The sequence below is a fragment of the Massilia sp. genome, assembly GCF_046293535.1.
In the GTDB taxonomy this organism is placed as follows: Bacteria; Pseudomonadota; Gammaproteobacteria; order Burkholderiales; family Burkholderiaceae_D; genus Telluria.
On the sequence record NZ_JBKBOV010000002.1, the window covers coordinates 1 to 22,205 of the forward strand.

The window sequence follows — 22,205 nt, forward strand, 5'->3', positions numbered from 1 at the left end:
GGCGAGGAAGGGGTATCACGGGGCAGCGCCGACCAGCTGCAGTGAGAGTAAACGACACAGCTTAAACTCGCTGAAAAACTGTCTTGACCGATGGGTCCACTTTACTTGATGTAGCTAACGAGACAAGGGCGCAGGACAGGAAGGATAAGGGATGCGATTTCAAGATTATTTCTTTAGTAGAATACGGTGGCTAGGTGTTGGAAGCGATCGCGGCCGTCAATCAGATTCATCATTCCAATCATTTCTCCCAAATCTTTTGCAGCGAAAATGAACCCAGGTCATACGCCCTCAACCTATAGCGGTCATGCAGCGGTCAAGATAAACTTTTCGGCAAACCAGACGACCTACTCCTTAATCGTAAGGCCATCAGTGCACCGCTAGGTTGCTTCTTAGGGGTGCTATGCCTGTGTCGATGATCCTTTGCACGTTGCCTGGCGAGTTCAATTGCACCCCGTTTGAGGAAATAGCAGTTAGCACTTGGCCAACGGAGCTTGAACCGATTTTGGCCGGGCGCTTCATCGAGCTTTTCCGTTATCGAATGCGGCGCAGAGTGTACATAGGATTGGTCGCTGTGTTCCGGTTCACGATTGTGAATGCGATAGCGGAACCTTCCATCAACCCATCCTTATAGGTCACCTTGACCACGTTCCCGTTCGTAGTGTAGTCGACCTTTTCGATCACACCCATTGCCTCGGTCTCCCCAAGGCGGAAAGTAATTGTCATCGGTACGGGTCCGTCTGCCTTCCAAGTTCCTTCAAGAGGACCAGGCGAACGGTTGCATCCTGCTAAAGTGGCCACTAATAGTAGCGCTGCGATAGTATGGTTTCTCATCCTGTTCCTATCCATTTTGTAGCCGGCTCCTGGGCCTACCACCGTGAAGTGCCAAGCTCACGAACTTCCGGTTTCGACCGAAGGCGGGCCGTTTAGCTCAGCATAGCAGGTAGCTATGGCGGAAAAATCGCAGACTGTCACGACGGACTGCATCCAGCCAAAGCGGCCCGGTAATGGATGGGCAGTCGTCTGCGAATTCTAAGGATGTTTCCTGAACAACTTGTACACCACGCACACGATCAAGCCGACCAAGACGAAGAAAGAGGCCTGCATCGAATACACCTCAATAGTCCTAGGACAGCCCCACATGCAGACAGAAGCGTTGAAGATTGCTGATAGTACTAGTCCAACAGCCAATACAACTAGGACAATCCAGAGCGGCAATTTATTCATGAAGTCCCTTCCGTTGATTACCGCGAGTTAGCTATATGACTGTGCGTAGTTTCTGGCCGATCGCTGAAGTACCTGGACGCAGCTTCCCACCAACAGCGGACATACTCCGAAATCGGAGCCATTACAGAAGTGCTTCTCTCCATGGGCACCTAGCCGTAGACCCAATCGGGATAGGCGTCGTTTTCGGCATAGTACAAAAGCAAATCTCTACACTCTTGAGGAGTTGGTTGGCGGTTTTCAAACACCTTTAAAACGTCTTTCGCGACGTGGACTTCAAGAAAGTATTCAAACCCCTCGTCCGTCATCTCGGCTGGGATCCTGAAGTCGTCAGTGAGTAACGCGACAATGGCTAGAGCATCTGTGCGCCACGGCTTGCGCGCGAAAATGCAGTTGTCCTCGTTAAGCGCTTCTAACGAGTCCAGAACTTCAGCAAGTGTTATGCTCACAAGCATAGGGTATGAAAAGAAAGTAACTTGTTTAACGTCCGCCATTGGCCGAAGGCGGCCGTTGACCTGAGCATAGCAGGGAGCCGGCACAGAAAAATCGCAGACTGTCACGAACGACTACAGTCGACCCGGAGCAGCCCCTCAAGATGCACGTTATTTCAGCCGGTAGATTCAGCATGACCGGTGGCAAACGGTAAAAGCTATCCAGCGCATAAAAGGCATCGGAAAGGTTTATCCGATCCGCGGCACCTGCCCAGTCAACGCGACATCACCAGGAAAGTCCGATGTAGCGAACGCGCCTTCGCAGCCAAGGCTACTACACTAATCCTGTCCATTCATGGCAAACCTGGAGGCATCATCGCAGGCAGCGCCTCATTACGGAACCGATCATGCTCCGCATTTCCTTGCACAACTGCCGCACCTTGCACACTCATCGTACCCTACCCATCCTGCTGGCTTGCCTGTCGGCGCTAACGCTGCTGCCATCCGCGCCTAGCGATGCTGCGGCACAGGCAGCGGGCGCCGATGGCCGCTATGAACACGTCGCACGGAGCCCGGATGGCATCGGCAAGCGCTACATGGGCCGCGAGATCGCTGGCGTGATGGGATGGGAGGGCGCCCAATGGCTCGAGCGCGAAAGTCGGGCGCGTGAGGAGCGGCCGGAATTGCTTCTGCGAGAATTGGCGCTGGCGCCGGGAATGACGGTGGCCGACATCGGCGCCGGCACCGGCTACTACACCTGGCAGCTGGCGAAACAGCTTGGCCCCGGCGGGCGCGTCTACGCAGTCGACGTGCAGCCGGAAATGATCAGCATGCTCGACAGCCAGATGGCAAAGCGCGGCGTGCGCAATGTGGTCTCGGTGCTAGGCAGCGAAACCACCGTCAAACTGCCTCGGACCAGCGTCGACCTGGCGATCATGGTCGATGTCTATCACGAGCTCGCTTATCCTGCCGAGGTCCTCGACAGCATTGTCGACGCCCTGAAGCCGGGCGGGCGCGTCGTCTTCGTCGAATATCGGGCCGAGGATTCGTCGGTCGCGATCAAGCCGCTGCATAAGATGAGCGAGCGGCAGATACGGCGTGAAGCCACGGCGCATGGCCTGAAGTGGGAACGCAGCATCACATCGCTGCCGATCCAGCATGCGATCGTGTTTCGGAAGCCCTGAGCACAGATCTTCTTGCGAGATCGGGTGCTTGATGGCGAACTTCATCGGTTCGCCACAAGAGGCCTCCTCAGCGTTTGATATCCATCTCGAAGGGCACCGCCGGCAGGCCGGACTTGCTGTCGTAGAGCGTACAGGTGGGCGCGTCGCCCCAGCAATAGCGGATTTTTTTCGCATCGGCAGCTGCGGGCAGCATGACCCGGCTTCCCGCGACACGGGCTTCGGTCCAGCGGCAACCGGTATCCGTGCAGACCTCGAAACCGATCGGCCCGGCGGCGCCATAAGCGACCAGCGCAGCTTCGACCCCATCGAAATCCACTGCTACCCCGTCTCCTTGCGCGACGGCCGACTTCACCATCGGCCCATTGGCGCTGCCCGGCTGGCCATACAGCTTGACCCCGAACCCGCGCGCCAGCCGTTCGCCGACGCCCTGCTTGTTGGCGGGATGGATGTCGGTCGGGTCGCCCAGGTCGATCGCGGTTGCCAGCACGGCGTTCGAATCGGCCAGCACCGCGCGGCGCTGCTCCTCGCGCAGCCGCGCCCAGCCCGATTCGACCGGCTGCGTCGGACGGGCGCCGAAGTTCGCCAGCTGGACCACGCCGAAGGCCATGCCATTGCCGAACTGGCCGCGCCAATCCTTGAACAGGCGCGCCAGCAGGCCCTGGTAAGGCGAGCCGACGTTGCTCTCGCCCTGGTACCAGAGCGCGCCCTTGAAGGGAAAGCGCCCCAGCGGCGCGATCATGCCGTTATGGAGCACGCTAACCCCGGCCATCGCATCCCAGGGAGCGCGCGGCGGATAGCGGTTTGCGCTCGGCGGCATCCGCCAGCGCCAGCCCGTCAAGGGCAGCACACTGCCGTCGGCAAGGCGCAACTGGCGCGGCTGGTCGCCGTACATGCCGCCGTAGCTCCACAGGTCGAGCACGTTCAGCACGATCGTGTTGTCGCCCGCCTTGAGCGTACCGGCGGCCAGCGGATAGGCGCGCGCGGTGCCGGCGCCCGCCGTGAAGCCGACCGGCTTGCCGTTGACCCAGGTGGTATCGACTTCGTCGATCAGGCCGAGTTCGAGCGTCGCGGCCTGCCCCGCCTGCGCCGGCGTCAAGCTGGCGGTCGCGCCGTACCAGATGCTGCCGTCATACCCCGACAGCTCGGGCACGCCCCAGTTTTCCCAGTTCTTGGCGACATCCGGCGCCGCCTTCCACGCCGCCAGGTCCGCGGCAGAGGAAGTCCAGGGCCGCCCCGGGCCGCCGGAAGCCTGCCACCAGGCTTCGACCTCCTTGCCGAAGGCGATGCTGGCCATGGCCGGGTCCTTCGCGTACCGCGCCAGCAGTTCCTGCTGGCGCGCATAGTCCGGCAGCGAGGCCGCCGGCGAGAGCCAGGCCGTCAGGTTCGAGCCGCCCAGCGAGGCATGGACCAGGCCGACCGGCACCCGGATCTTGCGCTGCAGTTCCTTGCCGAAGAAGTAACAGGTGGCCGACCAGTCGGCGACGGTCTTCGGCGATGCCGCCTGCCACGCGACCGGCTTGGCCAGGTGCGCGAGGGGCGCCGGCTGCGGATCGACGGCGACCGTCGCCATGCGCAGGTCCGGATTGGTCGACGTGCCGATCACCGTGTCCGCATTCAGGGCGCGGTTGACCGTGAGCTGCATGTTCGACTGGCCCGAGCACAGGAAGACATCACCGGTGACGACGTCGCCCAGATTCACCCGCTGGCCGCTGCTGCTCCCGACCGCGAGGGTATCGGTGCGTCCCGCGGGCAGGTTCGGCAAGGTGACAGAGAAGCGTCCGGCGGCGTCGGCGGTGGTCTTCCAGCTACCGCCGAAGCCGCTCACCGTGATGGACTCGCGCGCCCCGGCGCGGCCGGACACGACCGCCCCCTGGCGCGGCAGCACCATGTGGTCCTGGAACAGGCTGTCCAGTTGCAGCTGCGGCGCTTGCGCTGCCGCGCCTGGAGCGGCGCACGCCAGCAAGGCGGCCGAGATGATGAGTTGTCGCATGCGTATCCTTGACTATCAGCGGGCGCGGCCGCGCGCGTCCAGCGTGGCGGCAGGCAGCTCGACGGTCACGCTGGTGGCGCCCGTGCCGGCGGCGTCTTCGGCCAGCGTCAAGCGGATCTTGCCTTTCGGGCGGCGCCAGGTGCGCGACTTCTCATCGAACATGGCCAGCACGCGCGGCTCCACCGCGACCTCGACTTCCTTCGTCTCGCCCGGCTGCAGGGCCACCTTGCTCCACGCGGCCAGGCGCTTCGGCGCCTCCCACTTGGTCGCAAGCGGCGACGCGTACACCTGCGCCACGTCCTTGCCGGCCAGGTTGCCGGTGTTGGTCACCTTGAAGCGCAGGTGCAGGCGGCCGTCCTTGACCTGGCCGGACAAGCCGGAGTAAGCGAATGTCGTGTAGGACAGGCCGTGCCCGAACGGGAACAGCGGCTTGTGGCCCTTCAGGTCGAACCACTTGTAGCCGACCGCCGCGCCTTCGTGGTAGTCCACCGTGAACTGCAGTTCCGGGTTCTTCGGATCGCCGTCCAGTTTCGGGCGCGGCAGCTGCTGCTCGGATTGCGGGAAGGTGGCCGGCAGGTGGCCGGACGGGTTGACCGAGCCAAACAGCACGTTGGCGATCGCCTCGCCGCCGCTGGTGCCCGGGTACCAGGCTTGCAGCACGGCCGGAACCCGCGCCAGCCAGGGCATGGTGACCGGTCCGCCGGTCTGCAGCACGACCACGGTGCGCGCGTTGGCGCCCGCCACCGACGCGATCAGTTCCTCCTGGCCGTCGGGAAGCGCCAGCGTCTGGGCGTCGTTGGCCTCGCCGATCCACTGGTTGGCGAACACCAGGGCCGCGTCGGCCCCTGCGGCCACGCGCGCGGCGCGGGCCGGGTCGCGGCCGTCGTCGAACACCACCTTCGCATTCGGGGCCTGGGCCTGGATCGCGCGCAGCGGCGAGGACGGGTAGTACACCACCGGCCCCGGCCAGGTGGCGGGCAACAAGCCCTTGACCGCGATGCCGCCCCGTGGATACACCTGGGACGAACCGCCGCCCGAGAGCACGCCGGCGTCCGCATGCCCGCCGATGACGGCGATGGTGCGCACGGTGTTCGCGAGCGGCAGGATGCGGCCTTCGTTCTTGAGCAGGACCATGCCCTCTTCCGCCGTCTGGCGGCTGACCGCGCCGTTGGCGGCGAAGTCGATCGCGCCGCCCGGCTTGACCGGATTGTCGACCACGCCCTTGGCGAACATGGTGCGCACGATGCGGGTGACCATGTCGTCCAGGCGCTTCTGCGGTACCGCCCCGGTCTTGACGGCTTCTTCCAGCGCGCCGCCGAAGTACGGCGACTTGTCGAATTCGTGGCCGGACTGCTGGTCCAGGCCGCCGTTGGCGGCGGCCACGGTGCTGTGGGTCGCGCCCCAGTCGGACATCACGAAGCCGCGGAAACCCCAGTCGCGCTTGAGCACCTCATTGAGCAGCCAGGGGTGTTCGCAGGCATACGGGCCGTTCAGGCGGTTGTAGGAGCACATCACCGAACCGGCGTCGGAGCGCTCCAGCGCCAGTTCCATCGCCAGCAGGTCGGACATGCGCAGCGCCGCCTTGTCGATGCGCGCGTCCAGTTCGAAGCGCCCCGTTTCCTGGTCGTTCAGCACGAAATGCTTGAGCGTGGAGATGAGCTTGTTCGATTCGACGCCCTTGATCGCTTCGCCGGCCATGATACCGGCCAGCAGCGGGTCCTCGCCCATGTACTCGAAGTTGCGGCCGTTGCGCGGCTCGCGCTGCAGGTTTACGCCGCCGGCCAGCATCACGTTGAAGCCGGAAGCGCGCGCCTCCGCGCCGATCATGGCGCCGCCCGCATGGGCCACCTGCGGGTCCCAGGTCGATGCGGTCGCCAGGCCGGACGGCAAGGCGGTGCGCTCGCGCACGTTCGGGCCGGCTTGCGAGGCCACGCCCTGGGCGGCATCGGTCTCGAACAGGGCCGGCAGGCCGAGGCGCGGCGTCCCCGGGATGTAGCCTGCCGATTGATGCAGCGCGTCGGGATGCTTCTTGCTCTTGGTGCCGAAGTCGTTGCCGAAATAGCCCAATACCCAGCGCAGCTTCTCCTGCTGGGTCATGGCCTGCACCGCCAGGCGGGCGCGCTGGTCGGCGTCCAGTGAAGGGTCCAGCCAGGGCTTCTGGGCTGGCTCGGCCGGCTCCGGCGCGGCGAAGGCGCCGGAAGTCAACAGCGGGAAGGCGGCGGCAATGGCCGCGACGAGTGCCGTGCGCGCCGCGGCGGCGGCGTGGTTCTTGCGATGCATGTTGTCTCCAGAGTGATTTTTGTTGTGTGCTGCCGCCGCCGGCTCGTCGGCCGGCAGCGTGATACTTATTTCTTGCCGCCGGCCGGCCGGTAATCGAACCAGTCGAAGTCAGCCGCCGGCATGGGGGCGCCGTCGGCGCTGTGCGCGACCATCCCGAGCACCACGCCGGTGAAGCCGCCCGCCTCCTCCGAACTGAGCGGGGCGGTCGGCGCGCTGCCGAACTGCGCGACTTCCCGGCCGCCGATGCGGTAGCCGAACACGTAACGTTCCGGGGTCGCGCGCACGATCAGCTCCACCTGGCCCGCGCCGAGTGGCGCTTCGCGCACGACGGTGCTCACGCCTTTCACCCGCGTCGCCAGCCGGAGCACGCGCCCCTTGCCGGTTCCGGCGACGAGCAGCTGGTAGTGGTTGTCCTCGTTCATGCGCAGCGCCAGGCCGGCCTGCTGGCCGGCGGAGCGCGGCGTGAAGTCGAGCAGCGTGGAGGCGCGCAGGTCCAGGTGCGCCTGGCGCCTGCCCACGAAGGCCGGCGTGCCGACATCAAGCAGCGACAGCTTGCTGCCCTTCAGGCGCAGGAAGCCGGGACGCTCGGACAGCGACCACAGGTCCGTGGCCGGCCCGCGCAGGAAGACCCACTCGCCGCCCAGCGTGGCTGCGGCGAATTCGTCGCGCGGCGCGGGCGCCGGCCACGGATGCGGCGCCGGCAATCCGGGCGCCCGCACCTTCTCGAGCAGCGGCGCGCCGCCATTGACCTTGAGCCAGCCGTCCTGGGTCCATTCGACCGGCGCCAGCAGGGTTTCGCGGCCCAGGTGGTGCTTGTGCTTCAGGTGCCGCACGCCCAGCATCACCATGAACCACTTGCCTTCCGGCGTCTGCACCAAGTCGGCGTGCCCGAGCGCCTGCAGCAGCAGGTCGGGGCGGTCGCGGTGGGTCAGGATCGGATTATCCGGTGCGCCCTCGAACGGCCCCCAGGGCGAGCGTGCGCGCGCCAGGACCACCACGTGGCCATACGAGGTGCCGCCTTCCGCATGCAGCAGGTAGTACCAGCCGTTGATCTTGTACAGGTGCGGCCCTTCGGGCCAGACGCCCCCCAGGCCGTTCCAGATGCGGCGCGGCTTGCCCTTGAGTTGCCCTGTGGCGACGTCGATCTCGACCTGGCCGATGCCGCCGCGCTCGCCGCCGTCCTGGTAAGTGAGGTAGACCTTGCCGTCGTCGTCGAAGAACAGCGAAGGATCGATCCCCTGCACGTCCTTGATCCAGACCGGCTCCGACCAGGGTCCGGCCGGATTGCTCGCCTGGACGATGAAGTTGCCGCCGCCCCCGACGTTGGTGGTGATCATGGTGAAGCGCCCGTTCCCGCAGCGCAGGGTCGGGGCGAAGATGCCCATCGAGCTTTTCTGTCCCGCGAGCGGCAGCTGGCTCGGGCGCTCGAGCGCGTGGCCCGCCAGGCGCCAGTTGACCAGGTCCTTGCTGTGATAGATCGGCACCCCGGGGAAGTACTCGAAGGTGCTGGTGGCGAGGTAGTAGTCCTCGCCATCCCGGCAGATGCTGGGGTCGGGGTTGAAGCCCGGGATGACCGGGTTCCTGTATTCGCCTGCCGAGGCGGTGATGGCGCAGGACAAGCCGAGGGCTGCCCACGCTGCGATACCGAAGCGCATCCGAGTTCCTTTCGTGCCGAAATGTTAGCGCAACCAGTATAGGTTACAAAATGGTTACGAGCAACGAAAAGAACATGGAGAACACGCGCCGGCGGAGACCGGCGCGTCGATGGCCGAAGGCTTAGCGCACTGCGGCCACGGCGAGCGCCGTCATGTTGACGACCCGGCGCACGGTCGCGCTCGGGCTGAGGATGTGCACGGGCTTGGCCGCGCCCAGCAGGATCGGCCCGACGGTGACGCCCTTGCCTGCCGCGACCTTCAGCACGTTGAACAGGATGTTGGCGGCGTCGAGCGAAGGCATCACCAGGAGGTTGGCGCTGCCGGCAAAGCCGCCTGCCCCCTCGCCGGCCGGCTGGTACAGGCGCCGGATGTCTTCCGACAGCGCGGCGTCGCCATGCACCTCGCCGATCAGGGCCAGTTCCGGCGCGCTGCCGGCTAACAGTTCGCGCGCTTCGCGCATCTTGCGCGCCGACGGACGCTCGGAGGATCCGAAGGTCGAGTGCGACAGCAGCGCGACCTTGGGCTCCAGGCCGAAGTGGCGCAGCTCGGTGGCGGCCAGGCGGGTGATGTCGGCCAGTTCCTGGGCGGACGGGCTGTCGTTGACGTAGGTGTCGGTGATGAACAGGGTCATCTTGTCGAGCACCAGCGCGTTCATCGCCGCCAGCACACTGGTGCCGGGCGCGGTGCCGATCACGTCGCGCACGTGGGCCAGGTGGCTGTCGTAGCTGCCGGCCATGCCGCAGATGAGCGCATCGACCGCGCCGGATTGCAGCAGGCGGGCGCCCTGCAAGCTCACGTCACCGCTGCCGTCGGGCTCGGCCAGCTCGTAGTCGACGCCGCGCTGCAGGCGCAGGCCGGATTGCTGCACGGCCTGCTCCACCTCCTGGGCGGCGCCGATCAGCACCGGCTTGGCCAGGCCCTCGTCCACCACGGTCTGCACCGCGCGCAGCACGCGCTGGTCGCTGCCGTCGGCATAGGCGACCCGGCGCGGGGCCGCCTTGGCCTTGGCGAACACCGGCTTCATGAAGAAGCCGGTGTGATAGATCATCTCGGCCAGGCGTGCGCGGTAGGCGTCCATGTCGGCGATCGGGCGGGTGGCCACGCCCGAGCTTTCCGCGGCGGCGGCGACGGCCGGGGCGATGGCGGCCATCAGGCGCGGATCGAAAGGCTTCGGGATGATGTAGTCGGGACCGAAGCTCAGGTCCTGGCCGGCATAGGCTTCGGCCACCGCGTCGTTGGCTTCGGCCTCGGCCAGCCGCGCGATCGCGCCCACGCAGGCCAGCTTCATCTCGTCGGTGATGCGGGTGGCGCCGCAATCGAGCGCGCCGCGGAAGATGTAGGGGAAACAGAGGACGTTGTTGACCTGGTTCGGGTAGTCCGAACGGCCGGTGGCGACGATGCAGTCGGGACGGGCCGCCTTGGCCACTTCCGGGCGGATTTCCGGTTCCGGGTTGGCCAGCGCCAGGATCACGGGCCGGTCGGCCATGGTCTTGACCATCTCGGCGGTCAATACGCCGGCGGTCGAGCAGCCCAGGAACACGTCTGCGCCTTGCACGATGTCGGCCAGGACGCGCGCGTCGGTTGCCTGCGCGTAGCGCGCCTTGTTGGCTTCCATGTTCGCTTCGCGCCCCTGCCAGATCACGCCCTTCGAGTCGGCCACAAAAATGTTCTCCTGCTTCACACCCAGGCTCACCATCATGTCGAGGCAGGCGATCGCCGCGGCGCCGGCGCCGGAGGCGGCCAGCTTGACCTGGCCGATGTCCTTGCCGACCACCTTGAGGGCGTTGAGCAGGGCCGCGCTGGAGATGATCGCGGTGCCGTGCTGGTCGTCATGGAAGACCGGGATGTTCATGCGCTCGCGCAGCTTCTTCTCGATGTAGAAGCATTCCGGCGCCTTGATGTCCTCGAGGTTGATGCCGCCGACGGTCGGCTCGAGCATGGCGATGGCGTCGACCAGCTTGTCCGGATCGTTCTCCGCCAGCTCCAGGTCGAATACGTCGACGCCGGCGAATTTCTTGAACAGGCAGCCCTTGCCCTCCATGACCGGCTTCGAGGCCAGCGGGCCGATATTGCCCAGGCCGAGCACGGCGGTGCCGTTGCTGATCACGGCCACCAGGTTGGCGCGCGAGGTGTAGTCGGCGGCCGTGGCCGGGTCGGCGGCGATTTCCTGGCAGGCGTAGGCCACCCCCGGCGAATAGGCCAGCGACAGGTCGCGCTGGTTCGACAGCGGCTTGGTGGCCACCACCTCGATCTTGCCCCGCACGGGCTTGCGGTGGTATTCCAGCGCGTCGGTACGCAGTTGGCTGTCGACGTTTGCGCCCAGGCTGCTCTCAGTGCTCATGGTGTCCTCTTTCTTGAGTGATGCCGAAAAGGGATAGCATACTGCACCCTGCGAATGGCGGCGTGCCCGGCTGCCAATCGCGCAGCCCCGTGCGCCTTCAGCGCCGCTGCGCGCCCGCCCGCCGGTCCGGCACCGGGACGCCGAAGTCCGGCGTGCCGTCGGCTCGCCATGTAATGACTTGCGCGCGCGTGTTGCGATTCGGGTCGAACAGGGAGTCGCCCTCGATCTTTTCGTAGTTGCGCGCGTGGTAGACCAGGACGTCCTGCTTGCCGTCGGGCGTCGTGGTGAAGGAGTTATGGCCCGGCCCATACTGCCCGGTCGCCGCGCTGCTCCGGAACATCGGCAGCGGCGACTTTTTCCACGAGGCCGGATCGAGCAGGTCGGCGGAAGCCGACGCGGTGAGCAAGCCCAGGCTGTAGCTGGCGTCGGTGGCGCTCGCGGAATACGTCATGAAGACGCGGCCATTCTTCACCAGCACGGCCGGGGCCTCGTTGACGTGATGGGTCATCTTCTCCCACGCATGTTCGGGAGCGGTCAAGAGCCTGGCGGGACCCTGGATCGACAGCGGGGTGTCCATGCGGGCGATGTAGACGGCCGTCATGTGCCGGTCCGCCGTGGGCGGCTTCTGGGTCCATGCCAGGTAGCGCTGCCCTTTCACCACGAAGGTGGTGGCGTCCAGGGCGAAGGATTCCCAGCCCGTCTTGAGCTGGCCGCGCTCGATCCACTGCCCCTCCAGGGGATTGGGTGACGCGTTCTCGAGCACGTAGAGGCGGATGTCGAAAGGCGCGTCCTCGCGGCCGGCCGTGAAGTACAGATACCACTTGCCGTCGATGTGGTGCAGCTCCGGCGCCCAAATGTGACGGCTCATCGGGCCGCCGGCATGCTTGCGCCAGACCACCCTGGCCTCGGCCTTGCCCAGGTCGTTCAGCGAGCGGGTGCGGCGCAGCTCGATCCGGTCGTACTCGGGGACCGTGGCCGTGTAATAGTAATAGCCGTCGCCGTGCAGGGTAACGTGCGGGTCGGCGCGCTGCAGCACCAGGGGATTGGCGAACTCGGCGGCTGCCGCGCCTGCGGCGGGCAATGCCAGGGCAAGCGTCAACACGAGGGGGAGGCGGCGGGCGTCGCGCATGTTCGGGTCCTTTGTTCAGTAGATCTCGGATGCCGCCAGCCGCACCTGCTTGAGCAGCAGGTCCGCGCCCGGCGACAGCAAATGGTCCTGCTGGCGGATGATGCCGAAGGCGTCCATCTTGCAGGGCAGCTCGATCGGCAGGATGCGCATCACGTTCAGCGAGGCGTAGTACTGCGCCACCTCCTGCGGCATCACGTGCAGCGAATCGGTCTGTTGCAGCAGCGCGGTAATGAGCAGGAGCGCCGTGGTGTCGACCACGTTCCTGGGAGGCTGCAGGCCGGCGCGGCGGAACATCATGTCGAAGCGGTGGCGCAGGATGCTGCCGGGTGGCGGCAGGATCCAGGGCCTGTCGGTGATGTCTTCCAGGCGCAGGTCCCTGGCATCGAGCAGCGCGTGGCCGGGACGCACCACGGCGCAGACGGCTTCCTCGGTCAGCTCCTCGTATACCAGGCCGCTCGAATCGTCCTTCTCCAGGATGCGGCCGATCATGAAGTCGAGCGTGCCGCGCTGGAGCTTGTCGAGCAGGACGTTGCTGGACTCCAGGTGCACGCCGATGCGCAGCAAGGGCGCCTGTTCCTTGATGCGCGCGATCGCCCGCGGCAGCAGGGCCATCGCGGGCGACATGATGACCCCGACTTCCACCTGCCCGGACAGGCCGGCCCTCAGGGACACCAGGTCGTCGTGCGCCAGCGCCAGGCTGGTGAGCGCCATGCGCGCATGCCGGATCATGGTCTCGCCGTAGATGGTCGGTTCCATCCCGCGCGGCAGGCGCTCGAACAGGCGCACGTCCAGCATCTCCTCCAGGTCCTTGATCTGCTTGGACGCCGCGGGCTGCGTCATGTGGAGCTCCTCGGCCGCGCGGTGGATGTTGCGGTAGTCGTCCAGCGCGATCAAAAGAAGCAGCTGGCGCGTCTTCAGGCGCGCCTTCAGAAACCAGTTGGGGTTCGTCGTATCCATCAGGAAATCATATCATTTCTGATATCAGTTCCACGGAACCACTGCCGGGCGATTATCACTTGCAGCCCGGCGAGGGATTGGCGGCGGGTCCTTCCGCCGTTTGCGCCACCGGCAGCATCTTGCCGTCCGGTCCGTAGTGCAGTTCCTCGACGGCGACCGAGCGGCGGAACTCGCCCCCGGTCGGCAGCTTGCCGTTGTGGTAGAAGATGTAGGACTTGCCGTTGAACTCGACGATGGCCTGGTGGATCGTGTTGACGTTGCTGTTCTTCTCCATGATCACGCCACCCCAGGACCAGGGGCCGGTGGCCGTCGGGCCGCTCATGACCACGGTTTGTTCCGGGAACTTCTGCGAATACGAGAGGTAGTAGGTGCCCTTGCGCTTGTGCAGGTAGGCCGCTTCCACGAAGTTGTCCAGGCCCACCGTGTGGATCGGGCCGTCGAGCTCGATCATGTTGGGCTTGAGCTTCGCGTACTTCATCACCGTGTTGCCCCAGTACAGATAGGCCTGGCCGTCGTCGTCGATGAACACGGCGGGGTCGATGTCGTCCCAGGGGATCGGGGTTTCCCTGGTCATGTCGTTGGTGATGAGGGCGCTGCCGCGCGCGTCCACGAAAGGCCCGGTCGGGCTATCGGAAACGGCGACGCCGATCGCCTTGCTCTTGAGGGTGGCGTGGTCCACGGTCGAATAGAAGTAGTACTTGCCGCCGCGCTTGACGATGTCCGAGGCCCAGGCGTCGCGCCCAGCCCACTTGAAGGTGCTGTAGCGCAGGGGCGAGCCGTGATCGGTCCAGCGCTTCATGTCGCAACTGGAGTAGACCCGCCACTCGTTCATCACGTATTCCTTGCCGCCCTCCGGTGCCTCGTCCCGGCCGACGTAGACGTAGACGCGGCCGTTGTCGACCAGCGCGGCCGGATCGGCCGTGAAGATGTCCTTCACGATGGGGTTGGAAGCCAGGACGGTCGGTGCGGCAAAGGCGGCGGCCAATGCGGCGGCCAGTCCGGCCGCGCGTACGGACATCTTATTCATCACGTCTCCTTATATATAGCTTGTATTTATTAGCTTTGCTTCTGACCGAAGCCCATCAGGCGTTGCACCACGCAGAACACGAACAAGAGCGCGCCGATCACGATCTTGGTCCACCAGGAACTGAGGGTGCCGTCGAAGGCGATCAGGGTCTGGATGGTGCCGAGCACCAGCACGCCCGACAGCGCACCGAGGATGTAGCCGTAGCCGCCGGTGAGCAGGGTACCGCCGATGACCACGGCCGCGATGGCATCCAGTTCCGTCCCCTGCGCATGCAGGCCGTAGCCCGACAACATGTAGAACGAGAACAGCAGGCCGCCCAGCGCCGCGCAGAAGCCGCTGAAGGCATACACCGCGACCTTGGTGCGCCCCACGGCCAGCCCCATCATCGCGGCGGATTGCTCGTTGCCGCCGATGGCGTACACCGCGCGCCCGAAGGAGGAGTAATGCGCCATCCACACCGCGAACAGCAGCATGGCGATGGCGATCAGCGCCCCAGGGGACAGGAAGCCGCCCAGGAAGGGCAGCTGGGTCTGCGACATGGCCACGAACAGCGGATCCTCGATGGTGATCGACTCGATGCTGATCAGGTAGCACAGGCCGCGCGCCAGGAACATGCCGGCCAGGGTGACGATGAAGGGCTGCAGGCGGAAGACGTGGATGATCGCGCCCATGGCGCCGCCAAAGGCCGCGCCGCCCAGCAGCACGACCGCGATCACCGCCAGCGGCGGCCAGCCTGCCACCTGCAGCAGCCACGCCGCCACCATGGTGCCAAGGGCCAGCACCGCGCCCACCGACAGGTCGATGCCGCCGGAAAGGATGACGACGCCCATGCCGATCGCCAGCACCAGCAGGAAAGCGTTGTCGATCAGGAGATTGAGCATCACCTGCAGCGACAGGAAGCCATCGTAGGCCTGCCCCCCCGCCAGCAGCATGGCGACCAGCAGGACCACGGTGGCGGCCGAGGTGAACCAGGGCGCGCTCGACACGCGCGTGGTCAATGCGTTCATGCCGCCCTCCTCTTCCACAGATTCTTGAACTGGTCGGACTGCGAGATGCAGACCAGGAACACCACGCTTGCTTTCACGACCATGTTGACCTCGGGCGGGACGCCCAGCGAATAGATGGTGTAGGTGAGCGTCTGGATGATCAGCGCGCCGATGATGCTGCCCATCAGCGAGAACTTGCCGCCCGCGAGCGAGGTGCCGCCCAGGGTCACCGCCAGGATCGCGTCCAGTTCCAGCATCAGGCCGGCGTTGTTGGCATCGGCGCTCTTCACATTCGAGCTGATCATGAGCCCGGCCATGCCGGCGCAGGCGGCGCTGAACACGTACACGAAGACGACCAGGGCCGCGGTGCGGATGCCGGCCAGGCGCGCCGCCACCGGATTGATGCCGACCGCCTGGATGAACAGGCCCAGCGCCGTGTGCCGCAGCAGCAGGCTGGTAGCGGCAAACACCGCGATCACCACGAACAGCGCGAACGGCAGCCCGAGCAAGTAGCCGCTACCCAGGAAGAAGAAGGGCTGGTAGTACACCGTGACGATCTGGCCGTCGGTCAGCAGCTGGGCCAGGCCGCGCCCGGCCACCATCAGGATCAGGGTCGCGACGATCGGCTGCAACCCCAGGCCCGCGACCAGGGCGCCGTTCCACAAGCCACACAGCACGGCCGCGCCCATGGCGGCCAGCAGCGCCAGCGCCATCGGCGTCTGCGCCACGTACTCGGGCACGCCGTTGTTGATCACCATGGTGCCGCCGATCAGCATCGAGGCCACGGTGCCGGACAGGGCCACCACGGCGCCCACCGAGATATCGATGCCCCGCGTGGCGATGACCAGGGTCATGCCGATCGCGGCCAGCATCAGGGGCGCTGCGCGGTTGACGATGTCGACCAGGCTGCCGTACAGGTGGCCGTCCTTGATCTCGAGGTGGAAGAAGCCCGGAATCAAGAGGAAGTCGATCAGGAGCAGCAGGCCGAGTGCCGCCAGGGGGCGGAACAGCGAATGCTGGAACACCGAGGATTTTGCTGCCTGCGCGGGCGCCAGCGCGGTTTCCTTGACGGCGACGTTCATGCGCTGCCCTCCCCGGCGATCACGTGCAGCACCGAACTGTCGTCCAGCTCGCCGCGGCCGTACTCGCCGCAGGCCTTGCGGTCGCGCATGACCACGATGCGGTCGCTCACGCGCAGCACCTCGGGCAGCTCGGACGAGATGAACAGAATCGACATGCCCTTGCGGCACAGGGTGGTAACGTAATCCATGATTTCCTGCTTGGCGCGCACGTCGATGCCGCGCGTCGGTTCGTCGAGGATCATCAGCTTCGGCTCGGTGGCCAGCCAGCGGGCCAGCAGGACCTTCTGCTGGTTGCCGCCAGACAGAAGGCCGATCGGCGTCTCGATGCCGGCCGTCTTGATCCCCAGTTGTTTCACATAGTGGGCGGCCAGTTCCTGCTGGCGCCGCATCGGAATGGCGCGCAGCAGTCCCTGGCGCGCCTGCAATGCCAGGATCAGGTTCTCGCGCACCGACAGGGCCAGGATCGCGCCTTCGTGCTTGCGGTCTTCGGAGCAGAAGCCGATGCCCTGTTGAATGGCGTCGCGCGGCGTCGAGAACACCTGGCTGCGGCCATCGATCTCGATCGCGCCGCCGTCCGCCTTGTCCGCGCCGAACAGCAGGCGCGCGGTCTCGGTGCGGCCGGAGCCGAGCAGGCCGGCCAGGCCGAGCAGCTCGCCCTTGCGGATCTCGAGGTCGATCGGATTCAGCACCCCCTTGCGCGCCAGCGCTTTGGTGCGCAGGAAGGTCTCGGTGGCTTGGCCAGCTGCGGCGCAGGCACTGCCGGTTTCTTCTTGCGCCTCGGCCGGTGCGCCGATCATCTTGTTGACCAGGGCCAGGCGCGACAGCTCGCTGCACAGGTACTCGCCTTCGCGCTCGCCGTTGCGCATCACGGTGATGCGGTCGGAGATCGCGTAGGTCTGGTCGAGGAAGTGGGTGACGAACAGGATCGCCATGCCCTGCTCGCGCAAGCCGCGCAGCACCGAGAACAGCAGCTGGACTTCGTTCTCGTCCAGGCTGGAGGTGGGTTCATCGAGGATCAGGACCTTGCTCGATATATTCAGGGCGCGCGCGATCGCCACCATCTGCTGGATGGCCAGCGGATAGCTCGACAAGGGTTGGGAGACGTCGACATCGATCTGCAGGCGCTTTAATAGTTCGGCAGCCTGGCGGCGCATGCCGGCCCAAGCTATCATGCCGAAGCGGCGCGGATAGCGTCCAATGAAGATGTTTTCCGCGACCGACAGGTTCGGGCACAGGTTCACTTCCTGGTAGACCGTGCTGATGCCCAGCTGCTGGGCGTCCTGCGTGGAGCTTGGTGCGATCTCCCGGCCATCCAGTTGGATGCTGCCGCGCTCGGGCTGGTAGACGCCGGTGAGGACCTTGATGAGGGTCGACTTGCCGGCGCCGTTCTGGCCCATCAGCGTGTGGACTTCGCCGGGGAACCGGCGCAGGCCTGCGTCCGACCGCGCCTTCACGCCCGGGAATTGCTTGTGGATGCCGGTCACTTCCAGGACCGGCGCCACGGTGGTCGAGGCGAGCATGGCCGCCTCAGTATTTACGGTTCGGGAATTCCTTGGCCGCGACTTCAGCTGGGAACACACCCTCGTTCACGGTAATACGCTTCGGCACCGGCTTGCCCGCCTTGACCATCTGGGCGGTCTGGATCAGCTGCGGCCCGAGCAGCGGATTGCACTCGACGGTGACGTTGAGCTTACCCTGCAACATGGCCTCGAACGCGCCGCGCACGCCGTCGATCGACACCACCAGGATGTCCTTGCCCGGCTTCAGGCCCGCTTCCTCGATGGCCTGGATCGCACCGATCGCCATGTCGTCGTTGTGGGCGTACAGCACGTTGATGTTCTTGCGGTCGGACTTGAGGAAGGCTTCCATCACTTCCTTGCCCTTGGCGCGGGTGAAGTCGCCGGTCTGCGAGCGGATGATCTTCAGCTTCGGATGGTCCTTGATGACTTCCGCAAAACCCGCCTTGCGGTCGATCGCCGGCGCCGAGCCGACGGTGCCCTGCAGCTCGACGATGTTGTAGCTGCGGTTCGGGTTCTTCTTCTGGTGCTCGACCAGCCAGCGCGCGGCGCGGCGGCCCTCTTCCACGAAGTCGGAACCGATGAAGCTGATGTACAGCGAGGGGTCGCTGACTTTGACGGCGCGGTCGGTGAGGATGACGGGGATCTTGGCGGCCTTGGCTTCGCGCAGCACGGTGTCCCAGCCCGATTCCACGACCGGCGAAAAAGCGATCACGTCGACGCGCTGGGCGATGAAGGAGCGGATCGCCTTGACCTGGTTTTCCTGGCGCTGCTGGGCGTCGGCGAACTTCAGGTTGACGCCGGCCGCCTTGGCGGCGCTTTTGATCGAGGCGGTGTTGGCGGTGCGCCATTCGGATTCGGCGCCGACCTGGGAGAAGCCGATGGTGAGCGGTTTGGCGGCGCGGGCCGGCATCGCGACGGCGATGGCGCAGGCGGCGGCGCTACCCAGGAGGGTTCTGCGGGTGAGGGTCATTACCTTAGTCTCCGGTATTGTTGTTTCGCAATACTAAACAATCTTCTGATAACGTTCCAATCACTTTTTCGATCGTTGAGATGCCAATTCTTGTATCAACGGATGTCCAGCATCAGATGTAGTTATCAGAAATACAATAAGTGCCGGGGCGGCAACAGTATGCTACTCTCCTAGGATCTCTTTCCTATACGCACTATGAAAACAAACTCTATCTCCTCATGGCAAGACATTAAAATCGGTGATCTTTTCTATGCTTACAGAAAGGCAAAAGTCGATTGCTTCAAATTCACCGACGTAAAGTGCGTGGCTAAGAGTTTTGCAGCATTCGAGGGTAACCTTCCTGCTAATCTGAGCGAAATTTTAGGAAAAGTTCGCCAAGGCGAAATTGATCAGCTATTGCTAGATAATCTCGGCAAATGCCGTCTGGTTGCGAAGAAACTCAGTGTGGAACCGAAGAAAAAGGGAGTGGAAGTAGGCCCTCACGGATATTTCTCCGACCCAAATCGTGCTTTCTCTAACCTACGATCACGCAACAATTTGATTCCGGAGTTCAGGCTTGTCGGAGACTTCCCAATTGTAATGCACGTGCTCTCCGCACTGTGGATTAATACGGTCGGACACAAGTACGATGCCATCTTATCTGGTTCCGCATATGGATCACGCTTACGGCGCTATAGACATACGGATCAAGTAGCGAAGGTTGGAAGCGGGGACTACCATATCGAAGCAATGGGCTCATTTCAACCCTACTTCAATCCTTACAAACGATGGCGCGAGAACGGGTTACGTGCAATACGACGCGAGTTAGAAGCGGACGGCTCGGTAATTGCTGTTTCCATGGATTTAACGAGCTATTATCACAATATTGACCCATCTTTTCTCAACAAGGATGAGTTTCTAAAGCTAAATGACATTCAGCTAAACGACTGGGAACTTAGCTTTACATCGTCTTTTGTTCTCGCATTGAAAGCTTGGGCAAAGAAGGCTTCGACCTGGCTTGAGCAAGAAGGTGCGCCGAAATCATCAGTCAAAGGCGGAGTTCCAATTGGTCTGGCCATGGCGCGCGTTGCAGCAAACGCCCTACTCGCGAGCCTCGATAAAAGCATCGAAAGCAACTTAGCTCCAATTTATTATGGGCGATATGTTGACGATATTTTTTTGGTTTTGCGTGACCCAGGAAACGTCCATGATGCCCCGGAGCTTCTGAGCTACATTGCGAAACGGAGTTCATGCTTTCCCGAAAAGATTGAATCGAGTCAAAGCAGCTCAATAGAGCTGACCTTACCGGGTGGCATCCAAGGAAAAACTAGACTTATCCTTAAACAGGATAAGCAAAAAATATTTTTCTTGAAAGGGAATGGTGGCTTGGACTTACTCGATAACATCGAAAATCAGATTCGAAGCGTATCGAGCGAGCGGCGATTAATGCCCTCACCGAAGCGGCTTGCATCGATGGCATCTGCAAAAATCCTGACAGCGGCAGGTCACCCTGCAGATGAGGCAGACACTCTTCGAAAAGCCGATGGACTAGTAGTGCGAAGGCTCGGCTGGGCGATTCAGTTGCGGGCAGTCGAAATACTTGCACGAGATTTGCGAAAAGGCGACTGGGAACCTGAACGGGAAAAGTTCTATGAGTTCGCGAAGGCGCATATCTTGAGGCCTGACAAGATACTCGATCATATGGATTATTTGCCTCGACTCCTTTCTATCGCAGTATCGCTTGGTGACTGGGCAAATGCGAAACGCATGCTAACGACGACATTCTCTTCGTTGAAGACGTTGAGCGGCGCCGATATCTCGGCGCTTGTATTGAATGGAGTTCCGCTAAAAGGTAACCATTCGAAGGTTTGGGAGACTTTAAGGCAGACCGTAATCGAATTAGCAGCAGATGCGATTTCTCGGTCACTACGGTGGTCTCAGCGCGACGGCTGTATGAGCCCTATAAATGACATTGGGAAGGAACTTTGCGAATCAGTTGGCCTGACATCCGATTATGATGGACTAAGTGCCATCTCGCTCTTACTTAGGGAGTGCGACTGGGCAAAAACCTCATACAAGGATCACCTTCGTCGTGACGCACAACGAGAACGTCAACAAAGCAGCAATGAAGAATCGCTTCATAGTCTATACATCCATAGCGAAGATTTGAAGGCATTCTTGGACAAGTCGAGAAGTACCGGTGAGGGTTCCGGCGCCACCCGAGTTAACTACCGATGTGCTAAGACGAATTCTGAAGCCCTACCTCCTTCACTGATCCCATACTTAGCGCCGACACGACCGTATTCAACTCAGGAGATTTCCTTATTTTTGCCCTCGGAGTGCATTTTCGAGAACGCCGACACAAACCCGGCACGGGCTTGGGCGAGGTATGTTAGGGCTATCCGTGGTGTTTGGGTGAAGCCGACGTTGGTCTCTAAAGAGATTAGTGCAAAGAAGATCAAGAATGAGGAAAAATCATTTAAACGTGCTTACATCGGAACGACGAAGCGGGAGAGCCCGCGATTAGGGATAAGCAGTTTAAAGACCGTTCAGGGAAGCTACAGTGCCGCCGCATTAGGACGGCAAGACGTATCTCGGGAACGATACGAGAGAATTGAAAGGCTAATCAACCAAGCTCTAAAAGCCTATCCCAAACCGACTCACTTGCTTTTACCAGAACTTTCGCTGCCAGATCGCTGGGTCGAGACTGTGTCGAGCTTATTGCGTGATGCGGGAATTAGCTTGATTGCCGGGCTCGATTATCACCATACCTACCCAGATTTCATACACAGTGAAGCAGTCCTTATTTTAACTGATGACCGTCTGGGCTTTCCTGCTAGCGTACAGATTCGGCAGCAAAAATCACTTCCTGCCGCCGGCGAGGAGTACGATTTACTGAAAACGTTTGGAAAACAATGGCCACCGAAATTAAGAGAAGCAGAGAAGCCAATCTATATTCATAATGGATTTCACTTTGGGTTGCTGATTTGCTCCGAGCTTCAAAATGTGAATCATCGACTCAACTTTCAGGGACGAGTTGACTGTATGATGGTTCTTTCTTGGAACAGGGATTTGGAAACTTTCTCTGCGTTAGTTGAGTCTTCAAGTTTAGACGTGCATGCGCATATTGCGTTGGTCAATAACCGAATCTATGGCGATAGTCGCGTGCGCGCGCCTGCGAAAGCAAATCACGGACGAGATCTTTGTCGCATCCGCGGTGGGGAGAATGAACATGTAGTGGTGGTAGAAATAGACATTGATCAGCTTCGAGCTTTTCAAAGTCGAGCGACGCGCTGGCCGGGAGAAAAAGATCCCTACAAGCCTGTACCAGAAGGCTTCCAGATTCTTTCGAGTCGAAAGGCTATTCCGAGGTAGTTTCTTCTAAGCAGAAACTACGAATAGCAATTCCCAAGCAATGGAGCCTACAGTTATCGTGCTCGTTGCTTGGGCCGG

Annotated in this window: 14 protein-coding genes; 2 read left to right on the top strand and 12 right to left on the bottom strand. The window is 62.9% G+C overall.

Annotated features, from left to right (window positions below; all coding sequences use genetic code 11):
* Window positions 1–1,373: 1,373 nt before the first annotated feature.
* The gene (locus ACK4S9_RS01370) at window positions 1,374–1,781 is read right to left on the bottom strand and encodes a hypothetical protein (protein ID WP_409720526.1); all 408 of its coding nucleotides are present in this window, start codon (window positions 1,779–1,781) and stop codon (window positions 1,374–1,376) included.
* 278 nt (window positions 1,782–2,059) lie between these two features.
* Here ACK4S9_RS01370 and ACK4S9_RS01375 point away from each other — a divergent pair, with 278 nt between their 5' ends.
* Entirely contained in the window at window positions 2,060–2,836 is a 777-nt protein-coding gene (locus ACK4S9_RS01375; RefSeq protein ID WP_409720528.1) for a class I SAM-dependent methyltransferase, read from the top strand.
* Window positions 2,837–2,903: 67 nt separating this feature from the next.
* Here the strand turns inward: ACK4S9_RS01375 and ACK4S9_RS01380 are convergent, their stop codons facing one another.
* From ACK4S9_RS01380 to ACK4S9_RS01430, 11 genes are all read right to left on the bottom strand, one after another.
* Window positions 2,904–4,826, bottom strand: a complete 1,923-nt coding sequence (locus ACK4S9_RS01380) for a sialate O-acetylesterase (protein ID WP_409720530.1) — start codon at window positions 4,824–4,826, stop codon at window positions 2,904–2,906.
* 15 nt (window positions 4,827–4,841) lie between these two features.
* Window positions 4,842–7,106 (bottom strand): glycoside hydrolase family 3 C-terminal domain-containing protein, encoded by a 2,265-nt coding sequence (locus ACK4S9_RS01385; protein ID WP_409720532.1) that lies wholly within the window; start codon window positions 7,104–7,106, stop codon window positions 4,842–4,844.
* A gap of 65 nt (window positions 7,107–7,171) precedes the next feature.
* Window positions 7,172–8,761 (bottom strand): glycoside hydrolase family 43 protein, encoded by a 1,590-nt coding sequence (locus ACK4S9_RS01390; RefSeq protein ID WP_409720534.1) that lies wholly within the window; start codon window positions 8,759–8,761, stop codon window positions 7,172–7,174.
* A 121-nt stretch (window positions 8,762–8,882) separates the two neighbouring features.
* On the bottom strand, window positions 8,883–11,102 hold the full coding sequence (locus tag ACK4S9_RS01395) for an NADP-dependent malic enzyme (protein WP_409720536.1): 2,220 nt from the start codon (window positions 11,100–11,102) through the stop codon (window positions 8,883–8,885).
* 97 nt (window positions 11,103–11,199) lie between these two features.
* Window positions 11,200–12,231, bottom strand: coding sequence for a family 43 glycosylhydrolase (locus ACK4S9_RS01400; protein ID WP_409720538.1), 1,032 nt, complete (start codon window positions 12,229–12,231; stop codon window positions 11,200–11,202).
* A 15-nt stretch (window positions 12,232–12,246) separates the two neighbouring features.
* Window positions 12,247–13,188, bottom strand: a complete 942-nt coding sequence (locus ACK4S9_RS01405; RefSeq protein WP_409720540.1) for a LysR family transcriptional regulator — start codon at window positions 13,186–13,188, stop codon at window positions 12,247–12,249.
* 55 nt (window positions 13,189–13,243) lie between these two features.
* A complete protein-coding gene (locus ACK4S9_RS01410; protein ID WP_409720542.1) occupies window positions 13,244–14,215 on the bottom strand; it encodes a glycoside hydrolase family 43 protein in 972 nt (323 codons plus the stop codon).
* A 29-nt stretch (window positions 14,216–14,244) separates the two neighbouring features.
* Window positions 14,245–15,222 (bottom strand): galactofuranose ABC transporter, permease protein YjfF, encoded by a 978-nt coding sequence (yjfF, locus tag ACK4S9_RS01415; RefSeq protein WP_409720544.1) that lies wholly within the window; start codon window positions 15,220–15,222, stop codon window positions 14,245–14,247.
* Window positions 15,219–16,283, bottom strand: a complete 1,065-nt coding sequence (locus ACK4S9_RS01420) for an ABC transporter permease (protein WP_409720546.1) — start codon at window positions 16,281–16,283, stop codon at window positions 15,219–15,221. The genes yjfF and ACK4S9_RS01420 overlap by 4 nt, the downstream gene beginning before the upstream one ends.
* Window positions 16,280–17,803, bottom strand: coding sequence for a sugar ABC transporter ATP-binding protein (locus ACK4S9_RS01425; RefSeq protein WP_409720548.1), 1,524 nt, complete (start codon window positions 17,801–17,803; stop codon window positions 16,280–16,282). Before ACK4S9_RS01425 ends, ACK4S9_RS01420 begins: the two co-directional genes overlap by 4 nt.
* A gap of 7 nt (window positions 17,804–17,810) precedes the next feature.
* Window positions 17,811–18,773: an ABC transporter substrate-binding protein gene (locus ACK4S9_RS01430; protein WP_409720550.1), complete on the bottom strand. Its 963-nt coding sequence runs from the start codon at window positions 18,771–18,773 to the stop codon at window positions 17,811–17,813.
* Between the two features lie 195 nt (window positions 18,774–18,968).
* Here ACK4S9_RS01430 and ACK4S9_RS01435 point away from each other — a divergent pair, with 195 nt between their 5' ends.
* Complete coding sequence (locus ACK4S9_RS01435; RefSeq protein WP_409720552.1) at window positions 18,969–22,127, top strand: RNA-directed DNA polymerase; 3,159 nt, start codon at window positions 18,969–18,971, stop codon at window positions 22,125–22,127.
* Window positions 22,128–22,205 lie beyond the last annotated feature (78 nt).